The organism is Alphaproteobacteria bacterium (genome assembly GCA_035625915.1).
In the GTDB taxonomy this organism is placed as follows: domain Bacteria; phylum Pseudomonadota; class Alphaproteobacteria; order JACZXZ01; family JACZXZ01; genus DATDHA01.
In genome coordinates this window covers 1-15518 of the sequence record DASPOR010000009.1, presented here as the reverse complement: position 1 = coordinate 15518, position 15518 = coordinate 1, and the positions used below count along the sequence as shown (strand labels likewise).

Below are 15518 nucleotides of genomic sequence, written 5' to 3'. Positions count from 1 at the left end.
TTGGCCAGCCTCACGTTCTACCGAGGGTGGGGCAAGCGGGTCGGTCAATCCCGATAATCAGGCTCTCGGCGGTCGAGTACCCGCTTCAGTGCATCGAAGTGATGATCGGCCGACGACTTCCCACCGTAGAAATACCGGTCGGAATATTGTTCCTTGAGGCGCGCCGTTGCGACGTCCGACAGAGGCTTCAGCGGCCTTCCGGTCCACATCGCGTAGAGTTGAACCTGGCAGGCACGCTCAAGGTAAAAGAGCCGGTCATAGGCCTCGGCCACGGTTTCGCCGACGACAAGTACCCCGTGGTTGGCCATGAAGAGGACCTTCTTTTCGCCGAGCACGGACGAAAGACGCTCTCCTTCGGCCGGATCGTAAGCAAGGCCGGTATAGTCCTGATCGTAGGCCGTGATGTTGAGGAAAGCGGCTTCGGTTTGCCCGATTGCCGCGATGTGCGGATCTTCGAGCCGCGTCAAGGCACTCGCGTAAGGCATATGGGTGTGCAGAACGCAGGCGGCACCTGGGCTCAGGCGATGGATTGGTGCGTGAATGCAAAACGCCGAGCGCTCGACTTCGCCAGCGCCACTGAGTAGGCGGCCGTCGTAGCTGACCTCCATGAAGGAGCTTGCGGCCACCTCGGACCAGTAGAGCCCGAAGGGGATGAGGTAGAAACGGTCTGACTTACCAGGTACGGCAAGCGTAAAGTGATTGAAGATACCTTCGTTGAAGCCGTGGATAACCGCCATGCGATGGGCGGCTGCAAGATCGACACGCGCCTGCCATTCGGCAGCGGCAGGCTTCACACTTGAGGTTACTGTCGATACCAACTGCATTTTCCACCTCCTGACGAAGCGGGCGGCGAAGCTTATCACAAGCGTGCCGCACGGCAAGAGTGTGGCTTCGGCACCTTACCTAAACATATGCCGCAGCGGCGCGGCCTTGCCACTCGCAAGAGCTGCTGCCGATCGTGTAATGTCTTTGACGAAATTGGGTTCGTTGGCTCGACACCGCCGCGTCGGCCCGAACGCGCACACGAAACACAATCAGGATGGCTCACGGCATGGGACAGCGGATCGTCGTCTATTGGCGGGACATTCCGGCGCAGGTTATCGTCAAAAAAGGGCGGGAGAGCGAACGGAGGGAGTTGCCCGAGCGATTTATCCAGGCTATCGACCGCACGGCAATGCGCGTCGGCGCACGCGACTCGGACGCCTATCTAAAGGAATGGCGGCGCGGCGAACCCGAGCCGTGCGGTGACGACTTGGCGACGGAAGCAGAGGCAGCGGTGGCCCAGATTATCGATAGCTATGACGTAGAGCGTATCGAGACGTTGGTGCTCTCCGGTGGCTTCGAGCGGCCGAACGAAACTTGATGCGTCGATCACGCGGTGTCGGAGGCTGTTGGATTCGGCCGGAAACCTTGACAAATATGCTTCGAACCTGGTTTGGATTGCGCGCCACGCATCGCTCATGCGCGGCAATATTTGGGTGCGCTTGAACTCGAATCGCTCTAATCTTGGCGACGGGAGGACGCGTTCGGCGCCCACGATTTGTTCCACACAACCGTGAAATGCAAATCATGCGATACGAAGCACCGACTACGATCAACGCCGCGGTGAAACTCCTTTCTGGCAAAGGCGGCCTTGCCCGCGTATTAGCCGGCGGGACCGACTTACTCGTTCAGATGCGCACAGACAGGATCGCACCCGACCTTATCGTCGATGTGAAGCGCATACCGAGCATGCGGACAGTCACGGCGAACGGGGGAGGGTTCCGGATCGGTGCCGCCGTCCCCGGCGCTGAGCTTGGCGAGCACAGAGCGCTTCGTAAGGCTTGGCCTGGCGTGGTCGAGGCGGCGAACCTGATCGGTTCGGTCCAGATCCAGGGGCGCGCGACAATTGTCGGCAATCTGTGCAACGCCTCTCCCGCCGCCGATAGCGTTCCCGCATTGGTCGCAGCTGGCGCCTCGGCGGCCATAGCCGGGCCGCGGGGCAAGCGCGTGGTGCCGGTCGAAAAAGTCGCGACCGCCCCCGGCAAAACCTCCCTCAAGAAGGGCGAAATCGTCGAGGCGATCCTGCTGCCCAAACGGCCGTCGCGCTCGGGCGATGCCTATTTGCGTTTTATTCCCCGCACCGAAATGGACATCGCCGTCGTTGGGGTCGGCGTGAGCTTGACACTCGACAGTAAGGGCGTTTGCACAGCCGCACGGGTTGCCCTCGGTGCCGTCGCCGAGCGCGTGATCCTTGTCCCCGAGGCGGCCAAGGCGCTGATCGGCACCAAGGTCGACGCCGAGGCGCTCGGCCGCCTCGCCGCCGCCGCGTCGGCTGCCTGCCGGCCAATCGACGACAAGCGCGGCACTAAGGAATTCCGCATCAAGGTCGCTGGCGTTCTGGCGCGCCGGGCAGCGGTAACGGCACTGCAGCGCGCAAGGGGGAAATAATGCCGCAAATCCACGTTTCAACAACAATAAACGGCGACGCCGTCGACTACGTTTGCGAGCCGGACGAGACGTTACTCGACGTGCTGCGAAACCGGCTCGGCCTGACCGGGAGCAAGGAAGGGTGCGGAACCGGCGATTGCGGTGCTTGCAGTGTCATGTTGGACGGCCGCCTCGTCTGTTCTTGCCTGGTGCTCGGGGCCGAAGCGGCCGGCCGAAAGATTGGCACTGTCGAGGGCATAGCAAATGGCGAAAGACTTCACCCGCTTCAGGATAAATTCCTTGAGTTCGCCGCATTGCAATGTGGGGTTTGCACGCCGGGCTTTCTCGTTGCGGCCAAGGCGCTTCTCGACCGCAACCCAAATCCGACGGAAATGGAAATCCGCTTCGGCCTGGCCGGTAATCTCTGCCGATGCACCGGTTATGACAAGATCGTGCGGGCAGTCCAGGCTGCCGCCGCCGAGATGAGAAAGGGCTGAACCATGCCACTCGATGCACGCTTGGACCCTGCGACGCACAAGTTCAAGATGGTCGGCACGCGGCCGTTGCGGCCGGACGGACTCGAGAAGGTGACCGGTCGCGCCAAATTCGGCGCCGACGCAAATGCGCCGGGCATGCTGGTCGGCCGGATTTTGCGCAGTCCGCACGCCCACGCCCGAATTCGTCGCATCAATACGGCGAAGGCCGCCAAGCTCTCAGGCGTCAAAGCGATCGTGACGGCCGAAGATTTTCGCGACAGCGACCCAAGCCTGCGCGACGTGCTTCACAACGTCATGGCGCGGGGCAAAGCGCTCTATGACGGGCATGCCGTCGCGGCGGTGGCCGCAACCACACAATCCATCGCGCGCAAGGCGCTCCAGCTCATCGAGGTCGACTACGAGATCTTGCCGCACGTCACGGACGTCGACGAGGCGATGAAGCCGGGCGCGCCGATCCTGCATAGCGACATGATCACGGCCAACGTCGATCCGGCGCCGAAGAAGGCGTCCAATATTGCAGCCCGCCACGAATTCGGCCATGGCGACCCAGAAGTAGGATTCAAAGCGGCGGACGTCATCGTCGAGCGCACGTTCAAAACCGAGGCCACGCATCAGGGATACATCGAACCCCACGCCTGTCTAGCAAGCGTGGGCAGCGATGGCCAGGGCGAGCTTTGGGTCTGCACCCAAGGGCACTTCATGGTGCGCAATACCTGCGCGGAACTCCTCGGCATGGACGTGTCGAAGCTGCGTGTGACGGCCTCGGAGATCGGCGGCGGGTTTGGCGGCAAGACGACGGTGTTTATCGAGCCGGTAGCGTTGGCACTTTCGCGCAAGGCCGGAAAGCCCGTGAAGATCGTCATGTCTCGCGAGGAAGTCTTCCGCGCCTCCGGACCGACGTCGAGTTCGAGTATCACGGTCAAGATCGGCGTGAAGAAGGACGGGCGAATCGCGGGCGCGCGTGCCGATATACGTTTTCAGGGTGGCGCCTTTGCGGGATCGCCGGTGTCGCTTGGCGCGATGTCCGCCTTCGCTTGCTACGACCTCGAGCACGTGAAGGCGGTCGGCTATGACGTCGTCACCAACCGGCCGAAGCAAGCGGCATATCGAGCGCCCGGTGCACCGATGGTGGCATTCGCAGTCGAAAGCGTGCTGGATGAGCTCGCGAAAAAGATCGGGATGGACCCGATTGAACTTCGTCTCAAGAATGCCGCCAGGGAGGGCACACGGTCATCTTACGGTCCGAAATACAACCGGATCGGCCTGATCCCGTGCCTCGAAGCGGCCCGTAAGCACCCGCATTACAAAGCTCCCCTCGGGCCGAGCCAAGGGCGCGGTATCGCCGCTGGCTTTTGGTTCAATTTCGGCGGCCAGACATGCGTATCGCTCAACGTCAACGTCGACGGTACGGTCGTGCTTGCGGTTGGCACCCCGGATATCGGCGGCTCGCGCGCGTCGATGTGCTTGATCGCCGCGGAGGAGCTTGGGATCGAATACGACAAGGTGAGGGCCATCGTCGCCGATACCAGCTCGCTCGGCTACAACGACATCTCCGAGGGCAGCCGCGTCACCTTCTCGACCGGACTGGCGACGATCGAGGCCGCCCGCGATGCCATCGCCAAGCTCTGCGCCCGTGCCGCGAAGATTTGGGACATTCCGGCCGATGCGGTCGTGTGGGAAAACGGCCATGCCAAGCCCTCGGGGCCGAATGCGGGAAATTTCGAACCGCTCTCCCTCGCGGAGATCGCGCGCACCGCCGCCAAGACCGGCGGCCCGATTGCAGGACACTACGAAGTGAATGCCGATGGCGCTGGCGTCAGTTTTGCCGTGCATATGACCGATGCGGAAGTCGACCGCGAGACAGGACGGGTTCAGATCAAGCGCTACACCGTCGTGCAGGATGCCGGCAAGGCTATTCACCCAAGTTACGTCGAGGGCCAATATCAGGGCGGTGCCGTGCAGGGCATCGGCTGGGCGCTCAACGAGGAGTACATATACGGTAAGGACGGCCGGCTGCAAAACCCTGGCTTTCTCGATTACCGCATCCCCGTTGCGTCGGATCTGCCCATGATCGACACGGTGATCGTCGAGGTACCAAATCCGGGCCATCCCTACGGCGTGCGCGGTGTGGGCGAGACGTCGATCGTGCCGCCTCTGGCGGCCATCGCCAATGCCGTCTCGGCAGGGGCCGGCGTGCGGCTCACAGAGCTGCCAATGTCCCCACCTCGCGTTCTGAAGGCAATTGACTCGCAGTCAAGTGCCAAAGGGCGCCGCTGATGGTGCAGGTGACACTCTCGGGGTCACTCAAGTCAGCCGTTGGCGGCCAAAGCGAGTTCCAGGTCGAAGCCGCCAATATTCACCAGCTCCTATCACGTCTCGGGCAGGAGCATCCGCAGCTCAAGCCGATGCTCGATCGCGGTGTTGCGGTGTCGATCGACGGTCAGATCTACCGCGACGATTGGTTCCGCGCGATTCCACCGGGCAGCGAGGTCTTCATCCTGCCGAGAATGGCTGGCGGTTAGCCGATTTGCCGTCGAGTTCTGACGGAGTGTCCCGGTAGCCGATCCTATGGACGCGGTTCTCCTGCAACCGCCCTATCTCCGATTGCTGCAATTTTCGAGCGAAGTTCGCGGACTTCGCGGCGAAGCAACTCCGTTTCCACACGATCGTAAGCGGTAGCGGCATGCGTGGCGAGTTCGTGAAGCATTTCACGCTCGTCCACGTTGATGTCACTGCCAACCAAATGAGGTCCGAAGAGTGCCACGCCAGTACCTTCTCGCGCGCCACCGCTTACCGGCACAATCAGACAAGGTGCGCAATCGTCCGGCGGGAGGCCCGGGCGTTGCCATTGGCCGCGCCGGAGGCGAAGTGGCGTGTCGCGCGCAAGAGCCAGCGCGACGAGATCATCGTGATCTGGCTGCAATTCCTTAAGCGCGGCGTGGTCCCAGCCAATCGCCGGATCTGCCCTTCGGAGCGCACCATCGACGTAGCGGAAGACCGAGCTGGATGACAACTTCAACACTCGGGCTGGTGTCTCAACCAGCAGCCTGTCGACATCCATGAGGCTGGCGGCGTTGCGCATCTCCTGTCCGGCCCGCTTGAGGCTGTCACGGGCCCTGTGATAGCCGCGGTTGAAAGCATGGTCTACGAGTTCGACAGCCGCGTCGTGAAGGCGGTTGAACATGAACAGGACGAGGGGTGCGACGACGAGCGGCCAGACCCATACGGGCAGGTGAAGGCTTTCCTGATACACCGTAACGGTTTCGTGGAGGTACACAATGGGGACACCGAGTATGAGCATGAGCGCGGTGGTGATTGTGCCGTGCCGTAGCGGGATTGCAACGCTCACCACACGTCGACGGCGTACCGCGGTACCGACGAAATAGGCGAGGACTCCGTGAAGCAAATAGATGAGGCCGACCGTCGTCTGTGAGAGCGTGGCGCCCCAAAGATCGTACAGCAGGCCCGACGACTGGCAAATTTCCGCGAAGATGAAGGCCGGCATTCCAATGGCGCAGCCTGCGATCGCCCACCGCATGCGTTGCTCGTCCTGCGGCTGCAGATGCCGCCGGCGGACCAACAGCACGAGAATCACCGCGGCGGCGACCGCGTAATTGCCGAGATAAGCCGTGTCGGTGATGCGCTCGGTCGGAAAGCCGAACAGATTGGCCGATGTCAGAAGCATGAGTATAGCGAAGAAAGCGCCGACCCACGGCACCGCGCACTCCGCCCAATTCCAGCCCTGGCTGACTTCGTCGGTCGGAAAGCGCAGCGCAAATACGAGGATGCCGGCGTTGGCGGCACCTTGTGCGAGTACCTCCGCGAACTCCTGAATAAGTACCGCGACTGGCCAAGCCTGCAGTACAGCGTAATAGGCGTAAGTCTGTCCGGGGTTGAACCAAGCCGCATAAAGAAAGAAGCCCCAGGTCATTCGGCTGGGCCTCGTCCAGACCAACCAGAATGCAATGGCGACGAAGAGGACGCCGACGACGGTGTCCGCAAACAAAACTAGGCGCGCTGCCCAAGAAAGCGGCGCAAGCGCTGCGCGTAGATGTATGGTGCGAGCGGCCCCGCCACCCGCGGACAGGATTGTCAGATCGACCTCGCGGTCGGGCCAGGAATATTGCATCCCGCCGAGACCACCGAGCAGAGCGACAACGCTCGTGCATGAACGGCTGGCCGGTACAAAGCATTGCATGACGTGCAGGTCTATGCGGTCGCCAGGTACAATGCCGGCAATCGCGCCGGGCGATTTACGCGCATCCTCGAAGGGTGCAACGACGTCGAGAACGACGCCATCATTGTCCGTCGAAACACCGAACGAGGCGAGCGGTTGCACGACGCTGTAGAGCGAGGGCAGAATCATCCCAAGCGCCCATACGGTCATGACAATGAGAAACACCTGGCCTGCGCCAAATGTGCGACGATTCTCCGCCGACGACGGTTGCGCGCGAATTCGATCATCCCCCCGAAATGTGGGCATGGCGTGAAGCGTCCGAAAGCCTAACAAGGGTGGGTATGGACCGCAATCAGTTGCAATACGGGGACGACCTGCTCCTAATGGACTTTTTCACTTTCTATTGTGTCGTTCAAAACATGACCGGGGTCCTCCGGCGACTTCGATGCGCCATTTGACTCGCCGCTGAGAGCAATCGTAGCCTCGCCTTTCTCCACAACCAGGGGCTCGGGAGGGCGGGATATGGCGGCTCGGTATGTCACGGTGGCAGCCAACGACGGTGGCAGCTTCAAGGCCTATCTCGCGATGCCGAATGAGGGCAGCGGGCCGGGGATCGTGCTTCTCCACGAAATCTATGGCGTCAACCGCTGCATCCGCGACGTTGCCGACCGATATGCCGAGGAAGGCTATATCGTACTCGCTCCCGATCTCTTTTGGCGCTTAGCACCCGGTATCGAATTAGGCGCTACAGAGCCGGATCGCCAAAAGGCACTCGAGTATTACAGCAAGTTCAGTTTGGATCGAGCGGTCGACGACATTGACGCAACCGTATCCGCATTGCGAGCACTCCCCGAATGCACGGGCCGGGTTGGGGCGCTTGGATTCTGTTTAGGCGGCCTACTTTCGTATCTTGCGGCCGCGCGCATCGGGGTCGATGCCGCGGTTGCATATTATGGGGTGGGAATCGAAAAATTTCTTGGCGATGCGGCCGCGATCGAGTGCCCGATGGTCCTGCATTTCGGAGAGAAGGACAGCCACAATCCGCCCCAGGCGGTCGACGCGATTCGCCGCGCACTCGAAGAGCGCCCAGCTGTCGATATTTACGTTTATGCCGATGCTGACCATGGTTTTGCGCGTCCCGGCGGGCCGTATTTTCACAAGCCTTCAGCGATGATGGCGCATTCGCGTTCAATAGCCTTGCTCCGCAGGGCCATGGGGCCACTCTATAATCTCAGTCAGCTTTGGGAACGGCATACCTATTTTGAGTTCGGCGAGCGCGACGTCGACGCGACAATGCGCACGATGGTCGCAGAACCATACGTCAATCATGTGCCGACCATGACGGGCGGCGTCGGCTTCAAGGACCTCGAGCGTTTTTACCGGCATCACTTCGTCAACTCGAACCCTGCCGACACCAAACTCATTCCGATCTCTCGCACCGTGGGCGCCGACCGGGTCGTCGACGAGATGATTTTCTGTTTCACCCACGACCGGGAGATCGACTGGATGCTTCCGGGTATAAAGCCGAGCGGCAAATACGTCGAGGTGCCGCTCGTAGCCATTGTGAATTTTCGCGGCGACAAACTCTATCATGAACACATCTATTGGGATCAGGCGTCAGTTCTGGTGCAGATCGGACTCCTGGACCCGAAACTCGTGCCCGCGGCCGGCGGCGAGACGGCGCGAAAAGTGCTCGATGAGACTTTGCCGTCGAACGAGCTGATGAGACGGTGGGCGGAGAGTGCCGTGCACGACGGAGCCGCAGCACCTGCCGAGGCAAATCGCACGTAGCACCTCAAATCGGTTCAGCACCTTTTGCAGGAAAGCGGCGGACCGTCGACGACCGTGCTAAACTGGATTTCTTATTGAAAATTCGAACCGCTAAAGAGGGGAAGCGCCTCATGTGCCTTCTTCCGAGGTCGGGACGGGTCTTAGGCGTGAGCAGCCGGGCGATTCTGGTTGCAAGTTATCTTGGTGCAATTTCGCCCTTACCTGCCTTGGCACAATCGGTCACACCGGTTTCGCCCGGCCAAGGGGCGGGAACTTTGGGGACAGTGACCCCGGTCGGACCACCGCCAGGTGCCCCGGTTCAACCCGCTGCACCAGCCACCTCGGAGACAGTCACGCCCGTAAATCCCCCTCACTCCGCCCACTATCAGCAGGTCAGACAGATATCGCCCCCGCGAGTGATTTGGCTCCGCAAGAATCTGCAACTCAGGGAGACGCCCGGCCTCGCTGGCAGGCCGATAGGCACCGTGCATGCCAAAAGCGCTGTCCCCGTGGTCGGCGAGGTTATTGGCGCAGTCAACGGATATCAGTGGTACGAGGTCGAAGTCGGCGGCACGCGGGGATTCATTGCCGCAATCGATCTCTCGGCCCATCCGGTCAACTGACCGAACCGGCGGCCTCCCCCTATGGACGCCCGTGACAATTTGCCGTCACTGGCGAGCCGCATGATCCGAAACAAGTTCCTCGATCGCCGATGCCCAGGCGTCCTGGGTATGCCGGATGTCTTCGGCAGTGTGCGCCAGCGAAACATAATACTTCGATTCGCCCTTCAGAATGCCGCGATTGCGGAGCAGCCCATTGAAACGCTGAAGCAATTTTGCATCGCCACGCAGGGCGCCCCGGTAGTCCCAGACGTCGCCATCGCTGAACACTATGTCGAATAACGGCGGCTCTCCAACGACCCGCGCCGGAATACCGGCGCGTTTAAGAAGCTCGTCGAGCGTTTCCATCAGCTCGCGCCCCGTTGCGAAAATCCGATCATAGGCGCCGGGGCGTTTGAGGACCGCCAGTGTCGCAAGTCCAGCCGTGGCCGCCACCGGATTACCGGAGAGCGTGCCAACTTGCATTAAGTAGTCCTCGTCGCCGACGATACTGCGATCAAAGTGGCACATGATGTCCTCCCGCCCTGCGATCGCGGCAATCGCGAATCCTCCACCGATGACTTTGCCAAGTGTGCAGATGTCGGGTGTGACGCCGTAGTATTCCTGAGCGCCGCCGTAAGCGAACCGGAAGCCCGTAACGACTTCATCGAAGATGAGCGGGATGCCATGGTCCGCGGTGATCCTACGAAGCCCTTCGAGAAACCCTGGCTTCGGAGGGATGATACGTTGGAACGGCTCTACGATGATACCTGCGAGATCGTCCTCATGCTCTCGAACCAAGCTCGCGACCGTTTCGAGATCGTTAAAGGGTGCTACCAGAACTTCGTCGCGCACACTCCGCGGAATACCCGCGGAATCGGGCGTCGGCTGAGGAAAGTTACCCGGCCGCTTGGGCGCCAAGCTCATGAGCGAATAATCACTCATGCCGTGATAGCCGCCCTCGAACTTGAGGATTTTATCGCGCTTGCGGAATGCTCGTGCCGCTCGCATGGCATAGAGATCCGCTTCGGTGCCGGTGCAGACGAAGCGAACCTTGTCCGCACATGGAACTGCGTCGACTATGGCCTCTGCGAGCCTGATGCCGTGGCGGTTATTGGCGAAGAAGGTCGTTCCCTGGGGCACTTGTGCCGCGACCGCCGCGTTCACTTCCGGATGCGCATGCCCGATCAGCATCGGCCCCGAGCCGAGAAGATAGTCAACATACTCCTTCCCGTTTTCGTCCCAGACCCGTCCGCCACGCCCTTCGCGGATCACGACGTCAGGCGCGAAATTTCCAAAGGTTCCCCCGGGCAAAACCCGCTTCGCGGTCTCGACCAGCGCTGTCTCGAAATCGGTCTGTGTTGCAACGGTCATGACATTAGTACCCCTCTTGCCGTTCGGGCGATCCTAATGCAGGTTTGGCCCAACTGTCGCCTGCCGTTTTTTGCAAGCAGGCATGCGAGCCCGAGTACTTATTCGAAGCCTTGCCGCGGGTGGCCGTGGCGGATGACCGCCCAGACCTTGATCGCATCGTGACTTGATGCCAAATAAATTCGGTCGAGGAATGGTCTTCCTTTTTCCATATAAGGACGGGTGACGCCATGGACAAAATCAATCCGCTTTTCACGGCAACGGCTACTGCCATCGGGGGACGTAACGGACATAGTGAGACAAGCGACAGATCGGTGGCGGTCAATTTGTCCGTGCCAAAAGCGATGGGGGGACCGGGCAAGCCCGATACCACCACGCCTGAGCATCTCTTTGCGACTGGCTATGCGGCCTGTTTTGGTGGGGCACTCGATTTCGTCGCGAAGCAACACAAGAAAGATGCTACGACGGCAAAGGTAACTTGCGCCGTTTCGGTTGGCCCGCGGGAGGGCGGCGGGTTCGGCATCTCTGTAAAAATGCGCGTTGAGGACCGAAATTTCGCGCGCGGGGAACTCGAATCACTGGTTCGGGAAGCTCACGAGAAAATCTGTCCGTATTCCCACGCGACTCGGGGCAATGTCGACGTGCAACTCGAGGTCGTTGGTGCCTAGTGAGGCGAATCCGAAATTCGCCACATCTGGGTGCAAGACCGTGAGCGAATTTCGGATTCAAAGCCACACGAGGAACATATTGTATCTAGTGTGGTATTCGGATTTGAAGTTCCTGAACGCAGATGCCGCCAAAATGACAGGAACTTCAAATCCACCACGCTAGCGGCTACTGCTATCCTTCGACTTCTGCATTTTACTGAATAGTCTCCATTCTCGGCGCCGGTATTAGGGGGTCTGGGGCGGAACAAATCTGGGTATCGCCAAAGCGCCCGGTGCTGCAACCCTGATCAAGCCGCACCCGAGGAGCTGATGCCTGCAGCGCCAGCGGAGAGCCGCCGAGCGCACTCATCGCTGTCGTCACCAGGCTGAACACCCAGTAGCGCGTGAAAACTTCTATGCGGAAATTGCCGCGCAATGCCGCCATTTTGTCCGGGCACCCGGGGTTTCATTCGACACACCGTAACGCTTCGTTTTGTCCGCGTAGCCAACCTCCCCACAACCTTGTCGATCACCAAAATATGATAGGCATCGCGGACGGGCACCGGTGATAACCTAGATTCACGTGAGTACTGTGATGCGACGTGGACTGTTCGTCGGTGACTGTGGGACTGAACAACAGCGCTAGGCACTTTCGATGGGGATTGGGACAACAGTTTTGATCCACGGCAAGCCGAACCTAGACCGTAGAAAATGGCTGGTCACAGGGGGGTGCGGCTTTATCGGATCACACTTGGTGGACGCACTGCTCGCACGCGGAGACAGAGTTCGCGTACTCGACAATCTTTCCACTGGCCGAATCGAGAATCTGTCGCCCAAGGCTGCGTTCGTACGTGGCGACGTCACCGACCATCACCTGGTGCGTCGCGCGATGATTGGGGTAGATGGTTGTTTCCATCTTGCTGCCATTGCTTCGGTTGAAAGCGGCAACGACAATTGGGTTGGCACCCATCGGTCTAATCTTTCCGGTACCATCGCCGTGTTGGATGCGGCACGGAGAACGGATCCACCTACGCCGGTCGTGTATGCCTCATCCGCCGCGGTTTATGGGGCTGCCGGGACCCCACCCCTTGCCGAATCGACCCACCCCTCACCATTGTCGAGCTATGGCGCGGATAAGCTCGGCTGCGAACTTCACGCCCGAGTCGCACGTATTGTTCACGGCGTGCCCACGTCGGGTTTGCGATTCTTCAATGTCTTCGGGCCTCGACAGGACCCAACGTCGTCCTATTCCGGCGTAATTTCGATCTTTTGCGAACGGCTTCGTGCCGGAAAGGGCGTAACTGTCCATGGCGATGGCGGGCAAACACGCGATTTCGTGTATGTCGATGACGCAGTTCGCGCGATTTTATTAGCAATGGATCGCATGCCATTCGACGCCCCGGTGCTCAATGTCTGCACCGGCACAGGGACTACAATACTGCAGCTCGCCAAATGTATTGCAGATCAATGCGGTACAAGGCTCGACGCTGTGCATGTCGAAACACGCGTCGGCGATGTTCGTGCCTCGATCGGGGATCCAAGCTTTGCAGGCCAGCATCTCGGTTTTTTGGTGAACACCAGCCTCGATGAAGGGTTGCGCCGCACTTTGGCATCGATGCCGCGGCCAGAGGCGCGCACGCCTGCAAATCCGATCCGTCGCATTTATGTCCCCGCCCGCCTTTCCCTCGGAATTCCGTCGACCTGACCTCGATTTCGGTCAGTTCAAAGCTGTCATTTCTTGAAAACCACCAGCCCACCACGTCGTCCGCACTTGGTGCTGGCGTTTTCGGGGCGCGTTGAGGCCGAACAGCTTCTAAGCGTTTGCGGCTTTAACGTGCTATTAACCTTCGTTCTGTACAGTGGAACTGCACAGATTCGCGAACAGTTGTCGATATTCCATCGTCTAACGGCAGCGAAATTGGACAACACTCTCGTTCACGACGTGATAGCCGGGACCCGCCGGGAGGCCGATTTCGGTATCACTACGCCCCATCGCTGGAGCGTCCGGCGCTCCTATGCAGCAACCTTTATATTTTGCGTAGCGGGGTGGGCTGGCGTGTACCTGATCTACCTCGCACTGTAGGACGTTTGCCCGCGTTGGCGCGCTGCGACAGACGCGCGCGCGCCCGCCGCGGCGCGGCCCTCCCTGGAAGGCTATTGCTACCTAGCACCCGACGGCCACAAAATCACGCGTGCTGTCTGCAATAAAATGATGAGGTCGAGGAAAACGCCGAAGTTCTTTACATAATAAAGGTCGAATTTCAGCTTCTCGCGCGCAGTGGCAATTGAATCGCTATACCCGTAATTGATTTGCGCCCACCCGGTTATTCCGGGCTTCACCATGTGTCGGTATTTGTAATATGGGATCTCGCAGCTGATCCTCTCGATGAGCGACGGACGCTCGGGTCGCGGTCCTACGAAGCTCATGTCGCCTTTTAGAACGTTGCAAACCTGTGGAATCTCGTCCAATCGCGCCTTCCTGATGAAGGCTCCCACGCGGGTGACGCGTGGATCGGCTACCGCCGCCCACCTGGCGACCCCGTCCCGCTCTGCATCGCGGCACATACTGCGGAACTTCAGCATACTGAAAGTCTTTCCACGGAGCCCGGTCCGCTCCTGGCGATAGAAAATGGGTAATCCGTCCTCAAGGTAGATCGCCAATGCCACGACCAAAGTGGTTGGCAGCGTAAAAACAAGGAGCGCCACACTCAACCCAATGTCGAGGCAACGCTTCAGGATTCGCGCGATGATACGCCTCGAACCGCCATCCGAGAAAATCAGCCAGTTTGAATCCAGATTATCGATATCGACCTGACCGAGCTCGCGCTCGACAAAACTCGCCATCATCGTAATGCGGACACCTCGAAATCCGCATTCGAGCAAAGGTTCCACGGGAAATGCATTCCGTCCTTCGTCGAGCGCCACGACGATTTCATCCACACGTTGCTCCTCGCAAATGGTACCCACGTCTTCGACATTGAGTAACCGCTGACGATCGACGCAAGGTTGCCCCGGGCCAATGGGAACGAATCCGACGCAAGTGAAACAATGAGAACGAGCAAGCATTTCGATGGCCTCGATTCGACTCGCAACCGAACCTGCACCAAGGACGAGGACCCGCGGGCTCAACAGTGCCAAGCTCACTAATTTTCGGAAATAATAGCGGCTTGCGAGGAGCCAACATGTGCTGGCGAACATCGCTGGCAGCAAGGCGCTCATCCAAATGCGATTCATCGGCAAGACGTAAAAGATCACCGTTAGCATCAAGAATGACAATCCAACCGCTACCAGAATGCGGTTGCCAAGTGCCCGGATGTTGTCCAGGAATTCGCGGTTGTAAACCCCCATCATGAACGCGCAACCCAATACTGACGTGAGAAATATGGCCTTTTCCGGGAAAAGCTCCCACGTTAAAGCGGGAAACATGCCGCCGAGCCCGCGCGAGAGACCCAAGCTGAACCCAATGACGGAATAAAGGAGCGCACCGTCGGCGAGCCCCAAAGCCAACAGTGGGATCGGTACGTGAACGCGGAAAATTCGAATCATGTCGCCAACTGTCTCGCCAAGGTGCGACTGTTCTGTCAAAGTACACTGCTACTGCAGGCGGTCCGCCTGACCGACTGTCAGATCGATTTTTCAACGTCATTTCAAGGCTACCACCCGCAAATGCCACAACAAACGCCAATGGCGCAGCGCCGCCGCGTCGGCTTGCGGTTTTGACTTCAAGAAGGTGATGTCAGCGCGAACCGCGACTCAATACTGAGCGGTCACGCGATAAAGGATTTCGAATCGCGTGAATCGGGCGGTCGGGTCATCGGAAAAGCGCTCGATGTAACGGAATTCCGGACCAGTACTTATGTATCTGTTGATGAAATAGTATGCATAGACTCGTGCATCCGGACCCTGATCCGTGCGGCTGGCGCCTTGATAGCCGTATCGCGTGTATTCCGCATCCGCATGTAGGGCGAGGTCCTTTTCCGGAAGGTAATCCGCCGAGAATTGGACGGCTGTCACGGTGGCGCTGAAGGTCTCAGTCCCTTCCGAGCGG

At 59.7% G+C, this 15518-nt stretch carries 14 protein-coding genes; 9 read left to right on the top strand and 5 right to left on the bottom strand.

Features of this window, described 5'->3' with window-relative positions; genetic code table 11:
* Window positions 1-44: 44 nt before the first annotated feature.
* Entirely contained in the window at window positions 45-824 is a 780-nt protein-coding gene (locus VEJ16_00875; protein ID HYB08205.1) for an aldolase, read from the bottom strand.
* Window positions 825-1051: 227 nt separating this feature from the next.
* Here VEJ16_00875 and VEJ16_00870 point away from each other — a divergent pair, with 227 nt between their 5' ends.
* The 5 genes from VEJ16_00870 (at window position 1052) to VEJ16_00850 (ending at window position 5428) form a co-directional block, all read left to right on the top strand.
* Window positions 1052-1363, top strand: a complete 312-nt coding sequence (locus tag VEJ16_00870) for a virulence factor (GenBank protein ID HYB08204.1) — start codon at window positions 1052-1054, stop codon at window positions 1361-1363.
* A gap of 206 nt (window positions 1364-1569) precedes the next feature.
* On the top strand, window positions 1570-2430 hold the full coding sequence (locus tag VEJ16_00865) for a xanthine dehydrogenase family protein subunit M (GenBank protein ID HYB08203.1): 861 nt from the start codon (window positions 1570-1572) through the stop codon (window positions 2428-2430).
* On the top strand, window positions 2430-2906 hold the full coding sequence (locus tag VEJ16_00860) for a (2Fe-2S)-binding protein (protein HYB08202.1): 477 nt from the start codon (window positions 2430-2432) through the stop codon (window positions 2904-2906). Before VEJ16_00865 ends, VEJ16_00860 begins: the two co-directional genes overlap by 1 nt.
* A gap of 3 nt (window positions 2907-2909) precedes the next feature.
* Window positions 2910-5183, top strand: coding sequence for a xanthine dehydrogenase family protein molybdopterin-binding subunit (locus VEJ16_00855; GenBank protein ID HYB08201.1), 2274 nt, complete (start codon window positions 2910-2912; stop codon window positions 5181-5183).
* Window positions 5183-5428 (top strand): MoaD/ThiS family protein, encoded by a 246-nt coding sequence (locus VEJ16_00850; GenBank protein HYB08200.1) that lies wholly within the window; start codon window positions 5183-5185, stop codon window positions 5426-5428. Before VEJ16_00855 ends, VEJ16_00850 begins: the two co-directional genes overlap by 1 nt.
* A gap of 44 nt (window positions 5429-5472) precedes the next feature.
* Here the strand turns inward: VEJ16_00850 and VEJ16_00845 are convergent, their stop codons facing one another.
* Entirely contained in the window at window positions 5473-7293 is a 1821-nt protein-coding gene (locus VEJ16_00845) for a hypothetical protein (GenBank protein HYB08199.1), read from the bottom strand.
* 312 nt (window positions 7294-7605) lie between these two features.
* Here VEJ16_00845 and VEJ16_00840 point away from each other — a divergent pair, with 312 nt between their 5' ends.
* Together VEJ16_00840 and VEJ16_00835 are read left to right on the top strand one after the other, a co-directional pair.
* A complete protein-coding gene (locus VEJ16_00840) occupies window positions 7606-8874 on the top strand; it encodes a dienelactone hydrolase family protein (GenBank protein ID HYB08198.1) in 1269 nt (422 codons plus the stop codon).
* Between the two features lie 146 nt (window positions 8875-9020).
* Entirely contained in the window at window positions 9021-9476 is a 456-nt protein-coding gene (locus tag VEJ16_00835; protein HYB08197.1) for an SH3 domain-containing protein, read from the top strand.
* Between the two features lie 45 nt (window positions 9477-9521).
* Here the strand turns inward: VEJ16_00835 and VEJ16_00830 are convergent, their stop codons facing one another.
* A complete protein-coding gene (locus tag VEJ16_00830) occupies window positions 9522-10826 on the bottom strand; it encodes an aminotransferase class III-fold pyridoxal phosphate-dependent enzyme (GenBank protein ID HYB08196.1) in 1305 nt (434 codons plus the stop codon).
* Window positions 10827-11053: 227 nt separating this feature from the next.
* Between VEJ16_00830 and VEJ16_00825 the strand changes: the two genes are divergently transcribed.
* Window positions 11054-11491, top strand: coding sequence for an organic hydroperoxide resistance protein (locus tag VEJ16_00825; GenBank protein HYB08195.1), 438 nt, complete (start codon window positions 11054-11056; stop codon window positions 11489-11491).
* Window positions 11492-12146: 655 nt separating this feature from the next.
* A complete protein-coding gene (locus tag VEJ16_00820; protein HYB08194.1) occupies window positions 12147-13175 on the top strand; it encodes an NAD-dependent epimerase/dehydratase family protein in 1029 nt (342 codons plus the stop codon).
* 455 nt (window positions 13176-13630) lie between these two features.
* Here VEJ16_00820 and VEJ16_00815 read toward each other — a convergent pair whose 3' ends face one another.
* Together VEJ16_00815 and VEJ16_00810 are read right to left on the bottom strand one after the other, a co-directional pair.
* Window positions 13631-15016: a TIGR03013 family XrtA/PEP-CTERM system glycosyltransferase gene (locus tag VEJ16_00815; protein HYB08193.1), complete on the bottom strand. Its 1386-nt coding sequence runs from the start codon at window positions 15014-15016 to the stop codon at window positions 13631-13633.
* Window positions 15017-15223: 207 nt separating this feature from the next.
* On the bottom strand, window positions 15224-15518 hold a 295-nt coding region (locus VEJ16_00810), incomplete at its 5' end, for an outer membrane beta-barrel protein (GenBank protein HYB08192.1).

Coding starts and splice junctions, on each gene's coding strand:
- VEJ16_00875 (HYB08205.1), bottom strand. CDS start 824: ATGCAGTTGGTATCGACAGTAACCTCAAGTGTGAAGCCTGCCGCTGCC.
- VEJ16_00870 (HYB08204.1), top strand. CDS start 1,052: ATGGGACAGCGGATCGTCGTCTATTGGCGGGACATTCCGGCGCAGGTT.
- VEJ16_00865 (HYB08203.1), top strand. CDS start 1,570: ATGCGATACGAAGCACCGACTACGATCAACGCCGCGGTGAAACTCCTT.
- VEJ16_00860 (HYB08202.1), top strand. CDS start 2,430: ATGCCGCAAATCCACGTTTCAACAACAATAAACGGCGACGCCGTCGAC.
- VEJ16_00855 (HYB08201.1), top strand. CDS start 2,910: ATGCCACTCGATGCACGCTTGGACCCTGCGACGCACAAGTTCAAGATG.
- VEJ16_00850 (HYB08200.1), top strand. CDS start 5,183: ATGGTGCAGGTGACACTCTCGGGGTCACTCAAGTCAGCCGTTGGCGGC.
- VEJ16_00845 (HYB08199.1), bottom strand. CDS start 7,293: ATGACCGTATGGGCGCTTGGGATGATTCTGCCCTCGCTCTACAGCGTC.
- VEJ16_00840 (HYB08198.1), top strand. CDS start 7,606: ATGGCGGCTCGGTATGTCACGGTGGCAGCCAACGACGGTGGCAGCTTC.
- VEJ16_00830 (HYB08196.1), bottom strand. CDS start 10,826: ATGACCGTTGCAACACAGACCGATTTCGAGACAGCGCTGGTCGAGACC.
- VEJ16_00825 (HYB08195.1), top strand. CDS start 11,054: ATGGACAAAATCAATCCGCTTTTCACGGCAACGGCTACTGCCATCGGG.
- VEJ16_00815 (HYB08193.1), bottom strand. CDS start 15,016: ATGATTCGAATTTTCCGCGTTCACGTACCGATCCCACTGTTGGCTTTG.